The sequence below is a fragment of the Halomonas saccharevitans genome, assembly GCF_900116405.1.
Lineage (GTDB): Bacteria > Pseudomonadota > Gammaproteobacteria > Pseudomonadales > Halomonadaceae > Halomonas > Halomonas saccharevitans.
Genome location: NZ_FPAQ01000019.1, coordinates 51,545 through 71,238, shown reverse-complemented (window position 1 = coordinate 71,238; position 19,694 = coordinate 51,545). Strand labels below are relative to the sequence as shown.

The window sequence follows — 19,694 nt, the reverse complement described above, 5'->3', positions numbered from 1 at the left end:
GCCCGGCTCAACGCTCGAGCCTGCGTGATAAAAAATCCCGTTCCACCGTCAACTTACCGATCTCGCGGTAGAGCGTATCGACCTCCTCCTGGTTCTTCTGCGCTGCCTTGCCGCTGCTACCCTCGAAGAGACCGGCAGCGTTATCGAGTAGCTCACGCTTCCACTGGCTCACCATGGACGGATGGATCTCGAAGCGAGCGGCCAGCGCCGAGGTTGTCTCGTCGCCCTTCAGCGCGGCGAGGGCCACCTTGGCCTTGAACTCGCTGCTGTACTGCCGACGTGTCTTGCTCATGATCAGGGTCTCCTGGTCGGTCTGATCAGAGCTTAGCGCCTGGTCCGAATTTCAGGGACCACTTCAGATGGATGCGTCCATTTCTGGGCGTCGCTTGGCCAGGTTCCTGGACGAGGTCGCGCAACAGCGCTCGCTTCCTACCTCGATTGTCTGTGATAACGGCCCCGAGCTGACCAGCAAGGCGATGTTCTTTTGGGCGCGTGAGCGGAAGTCCACGCTGGCCTTGATCCAGCCGGGCAAGCCGATCTGATGGGCCACGTATTCCACTTGGTATTGAGACCGCCGCCGGAAAAGCGACGTAGCACCGTGAAGTTACAGCCGTTGTAACGCCGGTTTCACCTGCGGCTTATCCGATCTAGACCTTATAAAAAAACCGATACCAGTCAATAAACCGTGCCACTCCCTGCTTTACCGGCGTCGCGGGCTTGTAGCCCACGGTCTTTTCCAGCTCGCTGCTATCGGCATAGGTATCCGGCACGTCCCCCGGCTGCAGCGGCAGAAGCTCCTTGATCGCTTCCTTGCCCAGCGCGTCCTCGATGGCCTCGATATAGGCCGAAAGCTTCACCGGGTCGTTGTTGCCGATATTGAATAGCCGGTACGGGGCGTTGCTGGTGGCCGGATCGGGATTGTCGCTGCGCCAGTCGGGGTTGGGTGTCGCGATAGCGTCGCTGGCCCGGATCACTCCCTCCACGATGTCGTCGATATAGGTGAAATCGCGTGTGTGGTGGCCGTGGTTGAAGACCGGGATCGGCTCGCCGGCCAGGATCTTCTTGGTAAACAGGAACAGCGCCATATCCGGCCGGCCCCAGGGACCATAGACGGTAAAAAAGCGCAGCCCGGTGGTTGGCAAGCGGTAGAGATGACTGTAGCTGTGCGCCATGAGCTCGTTGGCCTTCTTAGTGGCAGCATAGAACTGCAGCGGGTGGTCGACGCTGTCGTGTTCCGAGAAAGGCATACCGGTGTTGGCGCCATAGACGCTGCTAGTGCTGGCATAGGTCAGATGCTCGACCCGGTGGTGCCGGCAGGCTTCGAGGATATTGGTGAAGGCCACCAGATTGCTCTGCACATAGGCAAGAGGATTCTCCAGCGAATAACGCACCCCCGCCTGGGCGGCCAAGTGGACCACCCTCGCCGGCCGATGCGTCTCGAAAGCTGTGTTGACCGCCTGAGGATCGGCCAGATCCTCGCGCACGAATACATACTCGCTACCGGTGCGCCTGGAGATCTCCTCGAGGATCGTCAAACGGGCTTCCTTGATGGTCGGATCATAGTAGTCGTTGACCACGTCGAAGCCGACCACACTGTCGCCGCGCTCCAGCAGGCGCTTGGCCGTGTGAAAGCCGATAAAGCCAGCGCTACCGGTCACGAGAATCTTCATGCAAGTCCTTATCGGGTTCGAAGAGCGGGAGCCGCATAGAAAACAGACACTAGGCGACGTGGCATCGGGTACTCCATGGCCGTTTCGGCACTATCGCTACCCTGCGGGAGTGTAGATTGCTTCACGATAAGTGCCCACTACAGTTAGAATCCGGATCCACACCGTTATGGGCGTCGCCGCGGTCGCCTTCGGCCATAGTGGGATAGTTGAAGATGGTGGTGTTGAAGTTCTTGGAGCTATTGGCTTCGATCTGCTGAATGGCTGCCAGACCGATATGCACAATCTCTGAGATTGGGTCACCGAACTCGCGAAGAGCAACGTTCATGAAGCTTTAGAGAAAGATAAGCTCGAGCAACCGCGCAGCAATCACCCGTATTCTGTATCCGGGCGGTATCTTTCAACGCGGGACGTTCTAGGGGAGCTCCATACCCACTATGGCTTCACCGCCGGGTCGCGTCGTACCCCAGGTCGGCCCCGCGACTTTCGTCGCTGCGGCGACGGGCACTGCTACGCTTGCGATTCTCCTCCTCGCAGACCTCGTCCTTGCCACCGCAGACATCGCACCCTTCCTTGAGTCCGAGCTGGTTGAGGCCACCGCAGGTGCCGGCGATGGGCTTGCGCCCCATGATTACGCCGATGGCCATGGCGGCGACGATCAACAGCATGAAGGCAAATACCATCAGAAAAAGGGTCATGTCGAGTCTCCTTAAGAGCGAAACGGGCTTGGCATCTTGCAGTGTGACAGCATGAGACCGCATGAGGTCCATGATGTCGCCTTCTGGTGCCTGACATGACGACCGGAGGCGATCGTCATGTCGGGCGGCAGAAGCGGGGAACGGAGACTAGTGATCGCCGCAAGGCCCCGATGCAAAGGGCCGGCCTCTCGGCCGGCCCGGGGTGCTGCTTAGCGAAGTGCCGCATGGCGAGCGAGATCAGCCGCCGAAATCGTCCAGCAGGATGTTCTCTGGCTCGACGCCCATGTCCACCAGCAGTTTAATCACTGAGGCGTTCATCATGGGCGGTCCGCACATGTAGTACTCGCAGTCCTCGGGGGCCGGGTGGTCCTTGAGGTAGTTCTCGTAGAGGACGTTATGGATGAAGCCGGTCGGCCCTTCCCAGTTGTCCTCCGGCTGCGGATCGGAGAGTGCCAGGTGCCACTCGAAGTTCGGGAACTCCTCGGCGAGCTGGTCGTACTCTTCGTTGTAGAAGGTCTCGCGCCAGGAGCGCGCGCCGTACCAGAAGCTGATCTTGCGATCGCTCTGGAGACGCTTGAGCTGGTCAAAGATGTGGCTGCGCATCGGCGCCATGCCCGCACCGCCGCCGATGAAGATCATCTCGGCATCGGTATCCTTGGCGAAGAACTCGCCGAACGGCCCCATCACGGTGACCTTGTCACCCGGCTTCAGCGCGAAGACATAAGTGGACATCAGGCCCGGCGGGTGATCGGTGTTGGGTGGCGGCGTGGCGATGCGGATGTTGAACTTGAGGATGCCCTTCTCTTCCGGATAGTTCGCCATGGAGTAGGCGCGGATGATTTCCTCGTTGTTCTTGTGGGAGATGTTGAACAGGCCAAACTTCTCCCAGTCGCCACGGTACTCTTCCTCGATATCGAAGTCCGAGAACTTGATATCGTAGGGCGGCGCCACCAGCTGCACGTAGCCGCCGGCACGGAAGCCCACTTCCTCACCTTCGGGAAGCTTGAGGTTGAGCTCCTTGATGAAGGTCGCCACGTTGGGGTTCTCGATGACCTCGCATTCCCACTTCTGGACGCCGAAGACCTCTTCCGGCACCTCGATCTTCATGTCCTGCTTCACGGGCACCTGGCAGGAGAGACGCCAACCCTCCTTCTTCTCGCGCAGGGTGAAGTGCGACTCCTCAGTGGGCAGGATGGAGCCGCCGCCCTCATCGACGCGACACTTGCACTGGGCACAGGAGCCGCCGCCGCCGCAGGCGGAGGAGAGAAAGATGCCGTTGGCCGCCAGGGTGTTGAGCAGCTTGCCGCCGGCCTGGGTGGTCAGGGTGTGCTGGGGGTCGCCGTTGACCTCAATGGTCACGTCCCCGGTGCTGACGAGCCTGCTGCGTGCGGCCAGGATCACCCCGGTCAGACCGATGATGATCACGGTGAACATGACCACACCCAACAAGATGACTGATGTATCAACCATGTCGGTTTCCTATTGCTTGCGTTGCCTGGTCACCGGCGGCGACGCCGCCGCCGGCAGGAACGAGCCGTCTCAGAGCTGGATGCCGGAGAAGGACATGAAGCCCAGCGACATCAGGCCCACCGTGATGAAGGTGATGCCCAGCCCCTGAAGCGAGGCCGGCACGTCGCTGTACTTGAGCTTCTCGCGGATCCCGGCCAGGGCCGTGATCGCCAGTGCCCAACCGGTACCCGCACCCAGGCCGTAGACCACGGATTCGCCGAAGTTGTAGCTGCGCTCGACCATGAACAGCACGCCGCCGAGGATCGCGCAGTTCACGGTGATCAGCGGCAGGAAGACGCCCAGGGCGTTATAGAGCGCCGGCACGTACTTGTCGAGGAACATCTCCATGATCTGCACCAGCGCGGCGATGACGCCGATGTAGGAGAGCAGACCCAGGAAGGAGAGATCGATGTTCTCGGCGCCGCTGATGCCGGTCCAGGTCAGGGCCCCTTCCTTGAGCAGGAAGGTATAGACCAGGTTGTTCACCGGCACGGTGACGGTCAGCACCACGATGACCGCGATGCCCAGGCCAATCGCCGAGGAGACCTTCTTGGACACCGCCAGGAAGGTACACATGCCCAGGAAGAAGGCCAGGGCCATGTTCTCGACGAAGACCGAGGCGACGAACAGGCTAAGATAATGTTCCATGTTACACGGCCTCCTTCGGCTGGGTGTTGGCCTTCATGGTGAACTCGTTCTCCTCGACCTGCTCCGGATTGAGGGCGCGCAGCACCCAGATGATCAGGCCGATGATGAAGAACGCCGAGGGCGGCAGCAGCAGCAGGCCGTTGGGCACGTACCAGCCGCCATCCTGAACGGGCTGCAGCACGGTGAAGCCGAAGACGCTGCCTGAGCCGAGCAGCTCGCGGAAGAAGCTCACCACCATCAGGATGAAGCCGTAACCCAGGCCGTTGCCGATGCCGTCGAGGAAGCTCAGCATCGGCGGATTCTGCATGGCGAAGCCTTCGGCACGCCCCATCACGATGCAGTTGGTGATGATCAGGCCGACGAAGACCGAGAGCTGCTTGGACATCTCATAGGCGTAGGCCTTGAGAATCTGATCCACCACGATGACCAGCGAGGCGATGATGGTCATCTGCACGATGATGCGGATGGCCGACGGGATCTGATGGCGCAGCAGCGAGACGAACAGGTTCGACAGCGCCGTTACGAAGATCACCGCCATGGCCATGACCAGCGACACGCTCATGCTGCTGGTTACCGCCAGCGCCGAGCAGATCCCCAGGATCTGCAGGGCGATGGGGTTGTTCTTGAAGATGGGCGTCGTCAGGACGCCCTTGGGAGTCGGGGCAGACATGATCAGGCTCCTTCAGTGTCGTCGGACGCGGTGGCCATTCCCTGAACCTCGGACGGGGAGATGTCCTTGCGGAACTTGGCCAGGTACTCGCCGAAGCCCTGCGGGCTGAGCCAGAAATGCAGCATGTTAGTGACGCCCTTGCTGGTCAGGGTCGCCCCGGACAGCGCATCGACTTCGGTCTCGCCGCTGGCATTACCCTTCACGAGCAGAATGTCCGGCTGCACGCTATCGTCTTCGGCAAAGATCTCCTTGCCTTCCCACTGGGCCTTCCAGCGCGGGTTATCCACCTCGCCGCCCAGACCGGGCGTCTCGGAGTGCGAGTAGTAGGTGATCCCGTTGATGGTGTTGCCATCACCCTGCACGGAGAGGTACCCGCGCATCAGGCCCCACAGCCCCTGGCCGCGAATCGGCAGGATCAGCTGCTGGGGGTCGTCCGGATCGCCCACCAAGTAGACGGTGCTCTGGTTCTCCAGCCGCGACAGGCCGGCGATGTCCTTCTCGCCGGACAGCGTGCGGGACTGGGCCGGATCCTTGGCTGCCTGGAAGCTGTCGTAGCTCTGCGGATCATACTCGTCGGAATACTCGCCGCTGTTCAGGTCGACGACCCGCGGCGTGATCTGCTCGCTGTAGGCTTCCTCGATGTCCATGCCCGGCTCATAGAGGTCGGCCACGGCCAGGATGTTCGACTTGCGGTCGAGCTCCTGGTTGAGCTGCTGCTTGGAGCGCAGCGCCACAGCGGCGGTGGAGACGATGATCGAACACACGATACAAAGTGCGAACGCCACCGTCAGGATCTTCTTGATGGAGTTGTTGCTCTGTGCCATCAGGCAGTCTCCTCGGCCGGCACACCGGTGCGCTGCAGGCGGCGCTTGATGTTGGCCTGTACAAAGAAGTGGTCGATCAGCGGGGCGAACAGGTTGGCGAACAGGATCGCCAGCATGATGCCTTCGGGGAACGCCGGGTTGACGACGCGAATCAGCACGGTCATGACACCGATCAGGGCACCGAAGATCAGGCGCCCCTGGTTGGTCATCGAGGCGGAGACCGGATCGGTGGCCATGAAGACCATGCCGAAGGCGAAACCGCCGACCACCAGGTGCCAGTACCAGGGCATGGCGAACATCGCGTTGGTGTCGGAGCCGATCAGATTAAACAGCGCACTGGTCGCCACCATGCCCAAGAACACGCCGAGCATGATCCGCCAGGAGGCGATCCGGGTCCACAGCAGCACCACGGCGCCGATCAGGATGGCCAGGGTCGAGACCTCACCCACCGAGCCCGGAACGAAGCCCAGGAAGGCGTCCGCCCAGCTGAACTGGCTGGAGAGCGCCGACATGCCATCCTGGAAGGCAATGGAAAGCGCCGTGGCGCCGGTGTAGCCATCGGCCGCCACCCATACCGAATCACCGGAGATCTGTGCCGGATAGGCGAAGTAGAGGAAGGCACGACCGGTCAGCGCCGGGTTGAGGAAGTTCTTGCCGGTGCCGCCGAATATCTCCTTGCCGATCACCACGCCGAAGGTGATGCCGAGCGCCACCTGCCATAGCGGGATGGTGGCCGGCAGGATCAGAGCGAAGAGCACGGAGGTGACGAAGAAGCCCTCGTTGACCTCGTGGCCACGCTTGATGGCGAACAACACCTCCCAGAAACCGCCGACCACGAAGGTCACCAGGTAGATGGGCAGGAAGTAGGTGGCGCCGAGCACCAGGTTGGCCCACAGGCTGCCGGGATCGTGACCCGTAGTCAGCGTCGTGACGATCGCCTCGCGCAGGCCCGTCGGGGCTCCGAAGCCGTCGGCGATGGCCAGGTTGGCCTGCCAGCCGGCGTTCCACATACCGAAGAACATCGCCGGGAAGGTGCACAGCCAGACGGTGATCATGATGCGCTTGAGATCGATCCCGTCGCGCACGTGCGAGGTGGTCTTGGCCACGCTCGGCGGCGTGTAGAAGATAGTGTCCACCGCCTCGTAGAGGGGATAGAACTTCTCGTACTTGCCACCCTTGTGGAAGTGCGGCTCGAGATTATCGAGTGTCTGTCGGATAGCCATCATCAGGCCTCTTTCTCGATCATGGTGAGATTGTCACGCAGGATGGGACCGTACTCATACTTGCCGGGGCACACATAGGTGCACAGCGCCAGGTCCTCTTCATCCAGCTCCAGGCAGCCCAGTGACATTCCCGTCTCGATATCGCCGACGATCAGCGTGCGCAGCAGCTGGGTGGGCAGGATGTCCAGCGGCATTACCTTTTCATACGCCCCCACCGGCACCATGGCGCGCTCGGAGCCGTTGGTCGAGGTGGTCGGCGCGTAGCTGCTCAGGCCCTTGATCTTCGAGATGTAGATGCCCAGTACCGAGTGGCGGTTAGCGCCAGGCGACATCCAGCCCATGAAGATGCGCTTGTTGCCTTCCTCGAGCAGGCTGATCTGATGGTGGAAGCGTCCCAGATAGCAGAGACTTCCCTCGGCGGTGAATCCTGAGAACACCGAACCGGAAATCACGCGGGTTCCGTTAGGTTCGACGACTTCACCGTCCAGCAGTTCCTCGGTGCTTGCCCCGAGGCGGGTGCGCAGCAGGCGAGGATTCTCGGCGCGCGGGCCACCCACGGCGATCACGCGCTTGACGTCGAGCTTACCCTCGGCGAACAGCTTGCCGAAGGCGATGACGTCCTGATAGCCGATGTGCCAGACACGCTTGTGCAGAGCAACGGGCGAGAGATGGTGGATGTGCGTCCCGACGAGACCGGCCGGGTGCGGGCCGGCGAAGGTCTCCTGCTGCACGCCCTTGAGATCGCCACCCGGCACACGCGCTTCGGGCGCCGTGCACAGATAGACCTGCCCCTCGGTGAGGTGGGCCAGCACCTTCAGGCCATCCTCGAAGGCCTCGGCCTGTTCATTGATGATGGCGGCAGGATCGGTGGACAGCGGATGAGTATCGATGGCGGTGACGAAGATATCAGTCGGCGTGCCGTCGATGGCCGGCGTGCGCGAGAAGGGACGCGTGCGCAGCGCCGTCCACAGCCCAGACTCGACCAGCTGGTCGACCACGGCTTGACGCTCCAGGCTCTCCAGCTTGTCGCGGCCGTGGGCGGTGAACTCGACCGCTTCCTCGGTCTCGTCGACCTTGATCACGACCGACAGCAGCTTGCGCTTCTCGCCGCGGTTGATGGCGACGACTTCACCGGCCGCGGGGGCCGTGAAGCGGACGCCATCGATCTTCTTGTCGGTGAAGAGCAGCTGGCCAAGCTTGACCCTGTCTCCCTCACGGACCTCCATGGTCGGCTTCATGCCGACGTAGTCGGTGCCCAGGACGGCCACATGGCGCACCGGCCGCGCATCCTCGATACGCTCCTCCGGTGTCCCCGCGATGGGGAGATCCAGGCCTTTCTTGACTTCGATCATAGTCTCGCCCAGTTGATGGATCGGATAGATGAAGAAAGGGGGTTCGAATGGATTCGAATTCTTCTGTTTTCAGTACGTTACCAGACAGGCTCGAGGGTCGCTCGAACCACCCCGAAAAATCCACAGTATTATAAAGACAAGCGCCAGGGATGACCACCTGCCCTTAGGTCGCAAGGCGCGCTGCAACGCACGGAGCGGCGGTGTTGCAGGCCGCGCGGCGCCTCATGTCCGCCGCCGCTGCCGTCAACGCAAAGCCCCCGCTGGATGCTTGATCCAGCGGGGGCTCATTCCAGCTCAGCACCTGCCGCCCGTCCCGAGTCAGCTTGGCGGCTCGGTGCTTGGATGCCTTGCGCTGCCCGAAGGGTATCAGGCCTGGGCGCGGGGCAGCTTGAGGAAGTGCACGTTGGAGACCTGCTGCAGGATGCGGATCACCTGGCAGCTGTAGCCGAACTCGTTGTCGTACCAGACATAGAGCACGGCATTCTTGCCGTTGGCGATGGTCGCCTTGGCATCGACGATGCCGGCGTGACGGTTGCCCACGAAGTCGGTGGAGACCACCTCCGGCGAGTCGACGAAGTCGATCTGCTTCTGGTAGGGCGAATCGAGCGACATGCGGCGCAGGAAGTTATTCAGCGTCTCGGCGTCAGTCTCCTTGTCCAGGCGCAGGTTGAGGATCGCCATGGAGACGTTGGGGGTCGGCACGCGGATGGCGTTGCCGGTCAACTTGCCGTCGAACTCGGGCAGCGCCTTGGCCACGGCCTTGGCGGCACCGGTCTCGGTGAGCACCATGTTGAGCGGGGCGCTGCGACCGCGACGATCGCCCTTGTGGTAGTTGTCGATCAGGTTCTGGTCGTTGGTGTAGGAGTGCACGGTCTCCACGTGGCCGTGCTCGACGCCAAACTCATCGTTGAGCACCTTGAGCACCGGCACGATGGCGTTGGTAGTGCAGGAAGCCGCGGAGATGATGCGATCCTCGTCGCTGATGTCCTGGTGGTTGATACCGTAGACGATGTTCTTGACGTCGCCCTTGCCCGGGGCGGTCAACAGCGCCTTGGCCACGCCCTTGCACGCGAGGTGCTGGCCCAGGCCCTCGGCATCGCGCCAGATACCGGTGTTGTCGACCACCACGGCATTGTCGATACCGTGGGCGGTGTAGTCGACCTCGGCCGGCGAGTCAGCGTAGATCACCTTGATGGCGTTGCCGTTGGCGATCAGGGTCCGCGACTCGACGTCGACGCTGATGGTGCCATCGAACGGGCCGTGAACCGAGTCGCGACGCAGCAGGCTTGCCCGCTTCTCGAGATCCTTGGCGATGTCGCCGCGGCCGCGCACCACGATGGCGCGCAGGCGCAGCAGGTTACCGCCGCCGGCCTTCTCGACCAGCACCCGCGCGAGGATGCGGCCGATGCGGCCGAAGCCGTAGAGCACCACGTCCTTGGGCTCGCCGTTGCCGGCGTCCGGGTCGTGGGCGTCGACGATCTCGCCCAGCTGATCGCGCAGGAAGGCCTCGGCGTCGCCGCCGCCCTGGCGCTTGAAGGCCACGCCCAGCTTGCCCACGTCGACATGAGCCGGCCCCAGGTTCAGGTCCATCATCGCCTTGACCAGCGGGAAGGTATCCTGCACAGAGAGTTCGGTGCCCTCGACCTTACGCACGAAGCGATGATCCTTGAGGATGCGGATCACGCTGCGGTTGAACAGCGAGCGCCCGAACATGGTCACGACCACGTTGTTGTGGCGATAGAGGCTGCCGATCATCGGGATCATCTGTTCGGCGATCGCCTGGTTGTCGTGCCATTCCTGGAAGACGGTATCGGGGGACTGCTGGCTCACGGCTGGCCTCTCCTGGGTGAGAATAGTGAGGTAGGGTCGGAGGTATTATCCGGGGGGACGCTCCCCGGGGCAATCGCAGGATGGTCGCAGCCGCTGTAGGGGTATTACACAAACGTTGGCTCGACTACAGCGCCAGGCCGGGGCTGGTATGATAAGGCCACTTGACATACGCCGCTCACGAACACGGTTGGGTAACCGAATCGCATGCCGAACTTCTCGCCGCTCGACCCGCCGCGCCCCCAGGGGCTGCGCGACATCCTCTACTGGCAGACCCCAGCGGGCAGCGCCACGGCGCTGGCCCTGGCGCACCTGGCCGAAGACGCGCCGCTGCTGGTGATCACCCCCGACACCGCCTCGGCCCAGCGCCTGGAGGGCGACCTGGGCTTCTATGGCCGAATGCCGGTGATGCCCTTCCCCGACTGGGAGACCCTGCCCTACGACAGCTTCTCGCCGCACCAGGATATCGTCTCCTCAAGGCTGCGCACCCTGCGCCGCCTGCAGGACGGCGAACACGGGATCGTGCTGGTGGCCATCAACACCCTGATGCAGCGCCTGCCCCCGGTGGACTACATCGCCGGGCGCGTCATGACGCTGGAGGCGGGCCAGACGCTGGATCGCGAAGGCTTTCGCAGCGCCCTTTCGCGCGCCGGCTACCGCGCCGTGGAGACGGTCTTCGAACCCGGCGAGTACGCCCTGCGCGGCGCGCTGATCGACCTGTTCCCCATGGGCGCCGAGTCGCCGCTGCGCATCGACCTGTTCGATGACGAGATCGACACCCTGCGCCACTTCGATCCCGACACCCAGCGCAGCGCCGACCGGGTGGAGCGCGTTGAGCTGCTGCCGGCCCACGAGTACTCGCTGTCGCGCTCGGCCATCGCCTGCTTCCGCGAGGGGTTCGAGACGCTGTTCGACGTCGACCCGCGCCAGTGCCCGCTCTACGTGGATGCCCTCAAAGGCATCCCCTCCCCCGGCCTCGAGCAGTACCTGCCGCTGTTCTTCGACGAGACGGCGACGCTGTTCGAACACCTGGCCGAGGGCACCCGCGTGGCCATGCTGCCCGATATCTTCGAGGCGGCCGAGCACCACTGGGCGGCCATCGAGAGTCGCTTCGAGAATCTCGGCGTCGACCCGACCCGCCCGCTGCTGCCACCCCATCGGGCATTCGTGCCCGTCGCTGAGGTCTTCGGTGGCATCAAGCGCCATCCCCGGGTGGCCCTGACCGAAGATCCTGAGCACCGGCACGCCGTGGAGCCCGCCAGCCAGGCGCCGCCGACGGTCACGGTCAACGCCCGCGCCAAGCAGCCGCTGGCCAATCTTTCGACCTTCCTCGACGACCACCCCGCCACTCGCGTGCTGTTCGTCGCCGAATCGCGCGGCCGCCGCGAGGCCCTGGAGGAGACCCTGGCACCGCTGGGGCTCACCCTGCCCCACGTCGACGACTTCGCCGGTTTCCTCGCGAGCGACGCGCGCCTGGCCATCACCGAGGGCGAGATCGATGCCGGCCTGTGGCTGACCGACCCCGACCTCGCGGTGATCAGCGAGACCGAACTCTTCGGCGAGGTGGTGCTTCAGAGTCGGCGTCGCGAGAAGGCCACCGACGACGGCGAGCTGGCGATCCGCCATCTTTCGGAACTGCGCCCCGGGGTGCCGGTCGTTCATCAGGCCCATGGCGTGGGCCGCTACAAGGGGCTCGAGACGATCGAGGCCGGCGGCCAGGCCGCCGAGTTCGTGACCCTGGAGTATGCAGAGGGCGCGCGCCTCTACGTGCCGGTGGACAGCCTGCACCTGATCTCGCGCTATGCCGGCGCCGACGACGAACTCGCCCCGCTGCACCGGCTGGGCTCCGACCAGTGGGAGAAGGCGCGCCGCCGCGCCGCCGAGAAGATTCGCGACACCGCCGCCGAACTGCTAGACATCTACGCCCGCCGCGAGGCGCGGGAGGGCTTCGCCTGCCCGCCGCCCGACGAGGAGTACGCCCGCTTCGCCGCCAGCTTCCCCTTCGAGGAGACCCCCGACCAGCGCGCCGCCATCCAGGCCGTGATCGGCGACTTGACCGCTCCGCGCCCCATGGACCGGGTGGTCTGCGGCGATGTCGGCTTCGGCAAGACCGAGGTCGCCATGCGCGCCGCCTTCCTGTCGGTCCACGCCGGCCGCCAGGTGGTGGTGCTGGTGCCCACCACCCTGCTCGCCCGTCAGCACTTCGAGAACTTCCGCGACCGCTTCGCCGATACCGCGGTGAATATCGAGCTGATCTCGCGCTTCACCGCCGGCAAGGGGCAGGCCGCCGTCCTGAAGCGCATCGAGGAGGGCCAGGCGGATATCGTCATCGGCACCCACAAGCTGCTCTCCAAGAGCACCAAGCTGCCCAAGATGGGCCTTTTGATCATCGACGAGGAGCACCGCTTCGGGGTGGCCCAGAAGGAGCGTCTCAAGAGCCTGCGCGCCGAGGTGGACATCCTGACCATGACCGCCACCCCGATCCCGCGGACGCTGAACATGGCCATGAGCGGCATCCGCGATCTCTCGATCATCGCCACCCCGCCGGCCCGGCGCCTGTCGGTGAAGACCTTCGTCCAGCAGCGCGACGAAGCGATGATCAAGGAAGCGATCCTGCGCGAGATCCTGCGCGGCGGCCAGGTCTACTTCCTGCACAACGAAGTCAAGACCATCGAGACCGCCGCCGAGAAGGTCCGCGAGCTGGTGCCCGAGGCCCGAGTCGGCGTCGCCCATGGCCAGCTGCCGGAACGCTCGCTCGAGCGGATCATGTCCGACTTCTACCACAAGCGCTTCAACGTGCTGGTCTGCTCGACCATCATCGAGACCGGCATCGACGTGCCCAGCGCCAACACCATCGTCATCGAGCGCGCGGACAAGTTCGGCCTGGCCCAGCTCCACCAGCTGCGCGGCCGCGTCGGACGCAGCCACCACCAGGCCTATGCCTACCTGCTCGCCCCGCCACCAAGGATCATGAGCAAGGACGCTGCCAAGCGGCTGGAGGCCATCGCCGGTGCCGAGGACCTGGGGGCCGGCTTCACCCTGGCCAGCCACGATATGGAGATCCGCGGGGCCGGCGAGCTGCTCGGTGAGGAGCAGAGCGGACAGATGGAGGCCGTCGGCTACGGTCTCTACATGCAGATGCTCGACCGCGCGGTGACGGCGATCCGCGAGGGGCGCACCCCCAATATCGAGGCGCCGCTGGACCAGGGCGTCGAGGTCAGCCTCAACCTGCCGGCACTGATCCCCGACGACTACCTCCACGACGTGCAGCAGCGCCTGGTGATGTACAAGCGCATCGCCAGCGCCGCCGACGAAGCGGAACTCAAGGAGCTGCAGGTAGAGATGATCGACCGCTTCGGCCTGCTGCCGGCGCCGGTCAAGACCCTGCTGCGCCAGACGCGGCTGCGTCAGCGCGCCGAGCGCCTGGGCATCGCTCGCCTGGAGGCCGGTCCCGAGAAAGGCCGGGTGATCTTCTCCGGCCAGACCGCCGTCGATCCGCTGGTGCTGGTACAGCTGATCCAGCAGGCGCCCGACCGCTACCGCCTCGACGGCGCCGACACCCTGCGCTTCGAGGCGAGCATGGAGCAGGAAGACGCCCGCTTCACGGCGGTGGAAGAGCTCCTCGAGACCCTCAACCGCAAGGCCGAGGCGGCCTGATCAAGCACACCGCGGTGGATCGGCCAATGCCGATCCACTCGCCCCATCTGGCAGAAACCGGTCGTCGCGGGCGATACTATAGGGTCAAAGCGCCCAGGACGGGCCCATCGCCGCCCCCGACGACCGGTAACCACGAGACATGACTCGATGACGCACTTTCCCCCGCTCGGGCTCACTGCCCGATTTGCCACCGCACTGGGCCTCTTCGCCGCCCTGACCGCACCCCTGCAGGCCAGCACCGACGACTGGCCGCGCGGCCACTACCCCCTTCCCGAGGAGGGTGACCTCGTCGGCGAGGTGTACACCATCGTTACCGAAGAAGAAGACACCCTGATCGACATCGGTCACGAACACGGCATCGGCTACGAGGAGATGATCCGCGCCAACCCCGACATCAGCATCTGGGCGCCCTTCGAGGGCACCGAGGTGGTGATTCCGGGCCGCTTTATCCTCCCCGAAGGCCCCCGCGATGGCCTGGTGGTCAACGTGGCCGAGATGCGCCTCTACTACTATCCGCCCACCGAAGAGGGCGAAACGCCCCGCGTCGAGACCTACCCCATCGCCGTGGGCCGGATGGACTGGAAGACGCCGCTGGGCGAGACCCGGATCACCGAGAAGGTCAAGGATCCCGCCTGGTACCCGCCGAAGTCGATCATCCAGGAGCACGCCGCCGAGGGCCGCACGCTGCCAAGCGTGGTACCGCCAGGGCCGGACAATCCGATGGGCCGGTTCAAGATGCGCCTGGGCATTCCCGGCTATCTGATCCATGGCACCAATCGGCCTGAAGGCGTCGGCATGCGCGTCACCCACGGCTGCATTCGCATGCTCCCTGAGGACATCGAGACCCTCTTCCCGCGTCTGCCGGTCGGCACTCAGGTCAAGCTGATCAACGAGACCCTCAAGCTCGGCTGGTCCGACGGCGTCCTGCATGTTCAGGCCTACCCCTACCTCGATGAGGAGGACGGCACCTCCATCCAGCGCATCACCGAGGCGCTCTCCCAGGTCGATACGGCGACCAGTGGCCTGGAGTACCCGGTGGACTACGCCCGTCTGCGCGAGGTCGTGGAAGTGCCCCGTGGCATGCCTACCCCCCTGGAAGTCAACGAGCCGGAACCGGTGCCCGAGACGCTCTATGACCGCCTGGAGCTGATTGCCACCGAGCCCAGCCTGAACGACGAGGCGACACAAGAGAGCTGACCTCAGCGGCCAGCAAGAACGTCCGGCAGGCGAGGTCCTGTCGGACGCCCACCGAAGAAGAGGCCTTGACCCCAGACGCCCCAGCGCCTCTCTGCGTCATCGCCCAAGGGTCGACCAGCCCCCCCCTGACAGCTCTTCCCCCTGACCTGCCGATCACTCTGCGAGCCGATGCGCTCGTGTCTCACGAAGGCGTATCTGGCCGATGGCCGCCCCACAACGACAAGGGCCTCGCCGTGATGGCGAGGCCCTTGCCTGATGGTTCCGCTACCGCCCTACCGGGCGGTGAAGAACGATCACTTGCGCATGGAACGCTCAAACATGCGGTTCATCTCTTCACGGTTCTGCTGAGACATCTGCAGAGCCGCCTGAGCGTCGCGCTGAGCCTGGTTAGCAGTGTTCTGCGCCTGGGTAGCGATGCTGCGAGCTTCTGCAGCGTCAGCCTGTGCAGACTCGGCGGTCATGCGAACTTCTTCCAGGGCGCCGGAGGACGCACAGCCGGCCAGCACGGCCAGAGAGGCAGCTGCGGCGGTCATCTTCAGGGTAGTCTTCAGAGTCATGGTGTTCTCCTTGAGTCTTCCTTGGTACTGCGTTGATGTTGCCTGAGAATCAGGCTTCCTGCAGATGCAGGACTTCGCACAGCAACATATGCTGCGAAGCACGGGGAGTCAAACGCTGTTCTAAAGTACGTCACGGAAATGCGTCACGGCGCTTATCCCTAGCCTAGAACGCCCCTTGCGCATGTAAAGACTAGCGGATCACGACGCGTGTGCCAATGTCGATCAATGACGACAGGCGCTCGACCTGTGGATCCGTCACCGCCACGCAGCCATCGGTCCAGTGGAAGCGCTGGTGGATCGCGGGATCTCCCTCGCCGAGGCCGTGAACCCCGATGAACCCGCCCAGGACCGTATCCTGGGGCGGATAACCGTGACGACGGTAGTAGGAAAAGTAGTCGTCGTAATCCTGCTGGCTATAGACGCCGGCATTCAATGCCATGCGGGCATGAGTCGGGGTGGGATAGTCCAGGCCAATGAAGATGTGAAACTTGCTCTGCCGGTTGAAGCGATTGACGCGGAACTCGCCCAGCGGCGTGGCCCGATCGCCTCGCTGACGCTGCGGCTTTGCCCCTCCTCGGCCCAGGGAGATCGGCTCGAAGCGCTCCAGGAGCCGATTCCCGTCGTAGACCTTGAGGCTCGCCTCGGCGTCTTCGACCAGCACCCAGCGCTCACCATCGTGGCGGGGCACGATGGCCCGGGCGAGTAGATCATCCATCAGGCTGGCGGACGCGGGGGTGCCGAGCAGCAGCAGCGGCGACCCCAGCGCCAGCAGGCCGAAGCGGCGGCGAGACAAGTGAGTCATCGGGAGCATCTCTGGGTCATTAGGGAAATGAAGAGCATCGATACATTCGGCGTTATACCGCATTGCAGCGGTGCTGTCAGGCGCGGCCGGCGAGGCCCCGAGCAAGCTGTCGCAGAATGGCGCCAGCGGCGCCCGGCACGCATGCCCACGCCGCCAGTAGCGGGGCCCAGAGAACCGGAGCCCTCTCACGCTTGGCCGTAGCCGAAAAGCGACAGAGCTCGTGATGTGGCAACCGCCATCAAGCGGCTCCACGAGGGCACAAGCGGCTTTTCAGTAGTCCTCGAGTCGCTGCATGTCGCGGGCCAGGCGTCGCACCTCGGCCTCATGGCCGCTGGCGAGCGCAGCGAAGAACTCACGCTCCGCCTCGATCGAGGCCTGCTCGATGCGGTGCGCATAGAGGTCCTGCAGGGTGCGATGCATGGTCAGGGCCGTGGCCAGTACATCCTGAACGCTGTCGCAGGCCATGCACTCGGTAAGGCGATCGAGGGTGGGCGCATGGGGAAAATCGGCGGGATCGTCGAACCAGGTCTCAAGGACCTTGCGATGGTCACCGCCCTCATCGAGATAGCGAGTCAGCTCGGTCTGCATCTTGCGCTCATGCTCAGCCAGATACTCCAGGGCCATGCGTACCCGATCGCTGACGTCGCCGGCAGCAAGCCGGTCATAACGCTCGGCCAGCCCCCGATGATAGTCGGCCGCCCAGGCGACCAGCTCCTTGACCCGATGAAAGCGCATGAGAGGCTCCTCCCGGTAATGCCCCGACGCGGGCGAATGGATCCTGCTTCAAGCCTAGCCAAGCCGCCGGCATTACGCTTGATGCAGATCATCCGATATGCGCGCAGCGCCATCGGGGACAGGCGCTGCCATCTCGGAGCGCCGGAACGCCGGGTCGTCGAGCCGCGGGATCAGCCGTAGAGACCCTGGCTGCGCAGGTAGTCGTCGTAGCCGCCGCTGAAGTCGGTGATCCCGGTGCCGCTCATGTCGAGGATACGGGTCGCCAGCGATGAGACGAACTCACGGTCGTGGCTGACGAAAATCAGCGTGCCCGGATAGTTCTCGAGCGCCAGGTTGAGCGCCTCGATGGACTCCATGTCGAGGTGGTTGGTCGGCTCGTCCATCAGCAGCACGTTGGGCTTGGTCAGGGCCAGCTTGCCGAACAGCATGCGCCCCTGCTCGCCGCCGGAGATCACCTTGACCGACTTGGCGATGTCGTCGCTGGAGAACAGCATCCGTCCCAGGGCGCCGCGAACCTCCTGCTCCCCGCCGGTGGTCCACTGCGCCATCCACTCGAACAGATTGGCATCATTGGCGAAGTCGTCGGCGTGGTCCTGGGCGAAGACGCCGACCTCGGCGCTGTCGGTCCAGCGCACCGCGCCGGCATCGGGGTGCAGCTCACCCGCCAGGGTCCTGAGCAGGGTGGTCTTGCCGATGCCGTTGGGGCCGATGATAGCGATGCGCTCGCCGGCCTCCACGGTCATGGAGAGGCGCTCGAAGAGCGGCGCATCGGCGTCGAAGCCCTTGGTGATCGCCTCGACGTTGACGGCATTGCGGTGGATCTTCTTGCCCTGCTCGAAGCGAATGAAGGGGCTGACACGGCTGGAAGGCTTGATGTCCTCGAGCTTGATCTTGTCAATCTGGCGCGCACGCGAGGTGGCCTGCTTGGCCTTGGAGGCGTTGGCCGAGAAGCGGCTGACGAAGGCCTGCAGCTCGGCGATCTGTGCCTTCTTCTTGGCGTTGTCGGCGTGCTGTCGCTCGCGGGCCGCCGTGGCGGCCGTCATGTAGTCGTCGTAGGTGCCGGGGAACAGCGTGATCTCGCCGTAGTCCAGGTCGGCCATGTGCGTGCAGACGCTGTTCAGGAAGTGGCGGTCGTGGGAGATGATGATCATGGTGCTGTCCCGGGCGGTCAGCATACCCTCCAGCCAGCGGATCGTATTGATGTCCAGGTGGTTGGTCGGCTCGTCGAGCAGCAGCACGTCGGGATCGGCGAACAGCGCCTGGGCCAGCAGCACGCGCAGCTTCCAGCCTGGGGCGATCTCGCTCATGGGGCCCGTGTGCTGGTGCAGGGGAATACCCAGGCCCAGCAGCAGCTCGCCGGCGCGGGACTCGGCGGTATAGCCGTCGAGCTCGGCGAAGCGCACTTCCAGGTCGGCCACGGCCATGCCGTCGTCCTCGCTCATCTCCGGCAGCGAGTAGATGCGCTCGCGTTCGGCCGCGACCTGCCACAGCTCGTCGTTGCCCATGATCACGGTGTCGATGACCCGCTCGTCCTCGAAGGCGAACTGATCCTGGCGCAGCTTGCCGAGCCGGGCGCCGGATTCGACCATCACCTGACCTGAAGACGGTTCCAGATCTCCGCCGAGGATCTTCATGAAGGTGGACTTGCCGCAGCCGTTGGCGCCGATCAGGCCGTAGCGGTGGCCGTTACCGAACTTGATGGAGACATTCTCGAACAGCGGCCGGGCGCCGAACTGCATGGTGATATTGGCGGTGGAGATCAATGAAGGGTCCAGGTCTGTGCGTGAAGGGGGCGAGATTGTACCGGTTATCGCCGCCGCTCACATCCTGATCGCGCTCGTTTACAGCAGAAGCCCGCCCTCGATGGGCACGAAGCGGGTGGCCGCGCGAATCAGCGAATCGGCACTTAGCCTCTCCACGCCAACAACCTCCACCGTCACGCCATGGCGCTCGCGCATCCGCTCGACCAGCAGGTCGAAGTCGCCGTCGCCGGAGGCCAGCACGACCCGATCGACGCGCGGCGCGGCCTCCATGGCGTCCAGGGCGATGCCCACGTCCCAGTCACCCTTGGCGGAGCCGTCGCTGCGCTGGATATAGGGCTTGAGCTGCACCGCGAAGCCGATGCCGCGCAGGATGTCCTGGAACTGGCGCTGCTTGGGATCGCCGCGATCGATCGCGTAGGCGTTGGCCACCACCACCTCTCGATCGGCGGCGAAGCGACGCCAGAAGGCGTGGTAGTTGAAGTGCCGACCGAAGGCCTGGCGGGTGGTGTAGTAGACGTTCTGCACGTCGACCAGCAGCGCCACGCGCTCCTTAGAGGCTGGCGGC

General features: G+C 64.2%; 19 protein-coding genes. 3 read left to right on the top strand and 16 right to left on the bottom strand.

Features of this window, described 5'->3' with window-relative positions; translation table 11 throughout:
* Positions 1–7: 7 nt before the first annotated feature.
* A complete protein-coding gene (locus BM388_RS10345; protein WP_089849829.1) occupies positions 8–292 on the bottom strand; it encodes a transposase in 285 nt (94 codons plus the stop codon).
* Positions 293–359: 67 nt separating this feature from the next.
* On the opposite strand from BM388_RS10345, the gene BM388_RS10340 reads away from it, so the two are divergent.
* Positions 360–542, top strand: a complete 183-nt coding sequence (locus BM388_RS10340; RefSeq protein ID WP_089849826.1) for a hypothetical protein — start codon at positions 360–362, stop codon at positions 540–542.
* Positions 543–647: 105 nt separating this feature from the next.
* Here BM388_RS10340 and BM388_RS10335 read toward each other — a convergent pair whose 3' ends face one another.
* The 10 genes from BM388_RS10335 to BM388_RS10295 form a co-directional block, all read right to left on the bottom strand.
* Entirely contained in the window at positions 648–1,670 is a 1,023-nt protein-coding gene (locus BM388_RS10335; RefSeq protein ID WP_089849823.1) for an NAD-dependent epimerase, read from the bottom strand.
* Between the two features lie 121 nt (positions 1,671–1,791).
* Positions 1,792–1,995, bottom strand: coding sequence for a hypothetical protein (locus BM388_RS17585; RefSeq protein WP_139233924.1), 204 nt, complete (start codon positions 1,993–1,995; stop codon positions 1,792–1,794).
* 115 nt (positions 1,996–2,110) lie between these two features.
* Positions 2,111–2,365, bottom strand: a complete 255-nt coding sequence (gene nqrM, locus BM388_RS10330) for a (Na+)-NQR maturation NqrM (protein ID WP_089849821.1) — start codon at positions 2,363–2,365, stop codon at positions 2,111–2,113.
* Positions 2,366–2,602: 237 nt separating this feature from the next.
* Positions 2,603–3,835 carry an NADH:ubiquinone reductase (Na(+)-transporting) subunit F gene (gene nqrF, locus BM388_RS10325; RefSeq protein WP_089849818.1) on the bottom strand — a complete coding sequence of 411 codons (1,233 nt, stop codon included), beginning with the start codon at positions 3,833–3,835 and terminating at the stop codon, positions 2,603–2,605.
* A 69-nt stretch (positions 3,836–3,904) separates the two neighbouring features.
* Positions 3,905–4,522, bottom strand: coding sequence for an NADH:ubiquinone reductase (Na(+)-transporting) subunit E (nqrE, locus tag BM388_RS10320; protein ID WP_071945613.1), 618 nt, complete (start codon positions 4,520–4,522; stop codon positions 3,905–3,907).
* 1 nt (position 4,523) lies between these two features.
* Positions 4,524–5,192: an NADH:ubiquinone reductase (Na(+)-transporting) subunit D gene (locus BM388_RS10315; RefSeq protein WP_089849815.1), complete on the bottom strand. Its 669-nt coding sequence runs from the start codon at positions 5,190–5,192 to the stop codon at positions 4,524–4,526.
* A 2-nt stretch (positions 5,193–5,194) separates the two neighbouring features.
* The gene (locus tag BM388_RS10310) at positions 5,195–6,016 is read right to left on the bottom strand and encodes a Na(+)-translocating NADH-quinone reductase subunit C (RefSeq protein ID WP_089849813.1); all 822 of its coding nucleotides are present in this window, start codon (positions 6,014–6,016) and stop codon (positions 5,195–5,197) included.
* The gene (locus BM388_RS10305) at positions 6,016–7,242 is read right to left on the bottom strand and encodes an NADH:ubiquinone reductase (Na(+)-transporting) subunit B (protein WP_089849810.1); all 1,227 of its coding nucleotides are present in this window, start codon (positions 7,240–7,242) and stop codon (positions 6,016–6,018) included. The genes BM388_RS10310 and BM388_RS10305 overlap by 1 nt, the downstream gene beginning before the upstream one ends.
* Positions 7,242–8,591, bottom strand: coding sequence for a Na(+)-translocating NADH-quinone reductase subunit A (locus BM388_RS10300; protein WP_089849807.1), 1,350 nt, complete (start codon positions 8,589–8,591; stop codon positions 7,242–7,244). Before BM388_RS10300 ends, BM388_RS10305 begins: the two co-directional genes overlap by 1 nt.
* Positions 8,592–8,957: 366 nt before the next feature.
* Positions 8,958–10,421, bottom strand: a complete 1,464-nt coding sequence (locus BM388_RS10295; protein ID WP_089849804.1) for a glyceraldehyde-3-phosphate dehydrogenase — start codon at positions 10,419–10,421, stop codon at positions 8,958–8,960.
* Positions 10,422–10,625: 204 nt separating this feature from the next.
* Here BM388_RS10295 and mfd point away from each other — a divergent pair, with 204 nt between their 5' ends.
* Together mfd and BM388_RS10285 are read left to right on the top strand one after the other, a co-directional pair.
* Positions 10,626–14,075, top strand: coding sequence for a transcription-repair coupling factor (mfd, locus tag BM388_RS10290; RefSeq protein WP_089849801.1), 3,450 nt, complete (start codon positions 10,626–10,628; stop codon positions 14,073–14,075).
* Between the two features lie 147 nt (positions 14,076–14,222).
* Complete coding sequence (locus tag BM388_RS10285) at positions 14,223–15,272, top strand: L,D-transpeptidase family protein (protein ID WP_089849799.1); 1,050 nt, start codon at positions 14,223–14,225, stop codon at positions 15,270–15,272.
* 293 nt (positions 15,273–15,565) lie between these two features.
* On the opposite strand, the gene BM388_RS10280 is transcribed toward BM388_RS10285, so the two are convergent.
* The 5 genes from BM388_RS10280 to BM388_RS10260 form a co-directional block, all read right to left on the bottom strand.
* Positions 15,566–15,829 (bottom strand): Lpp/OprI family alanine-zipper lipoprotein, encoded by a 264-nt coding sequence (locus BM388_RS10280; RefSeq protein WP_089849795.1) that lies wholly within the window; start codon positions 15,827–15,829, stop codon positions 15,566–15,568.
* Positions 15,830–16,019: 190 nt separating this feature from the next.
* Positions 16,020–16,631, bottom strand: a complete 612-nt coding sequence (locus BM388_RS10275; protein WP_089849842.1) for a L,D-transpeptidase family protein — start codon at positions 16,629–16,631, stop codon at positions 16,020–16,022.
* A 270-nt stretch (positions 16,632–16,901) separates the two neighbouring features.
* A complete protein-coding gene (locus BM388_RS10270; RefSeq protein WP_089849793.1) occupies positions 16,902–17,366 on the bottom strand; it encodes a hypothetical protein in 465 nt (154 codons plus the stop codon).
* A gap of 170 nt (positions 17,367–17,536) precedes the next feature.
* Positions 17,537–19,129: an ABC-F family ATPase gene (locus BM388_RS10265; RefSeq protein WP_089849790.1), complete on the bottom strand. Its 1,593-nt coding sequence runs from the start codon at positions 19,127–19,129 to the stop codon at positions 17,537–17,539.
* A 78-nt stretch (positions 19,130–19,207) separates the two neighbouring features.
* Positions 19,208–19,672: a LabA-like NYN domain-containing protein gene (locus BM388_RS10260; protein WP_245781525.1), complete on the bottom strand. Its 465-nt coding sequence runs from the start codon at positions 19,670–19,672 to the stop codon at positions 19,208–19,210.
* Positions 19,673–19,694: the final 22 nt, after the last annotated feature.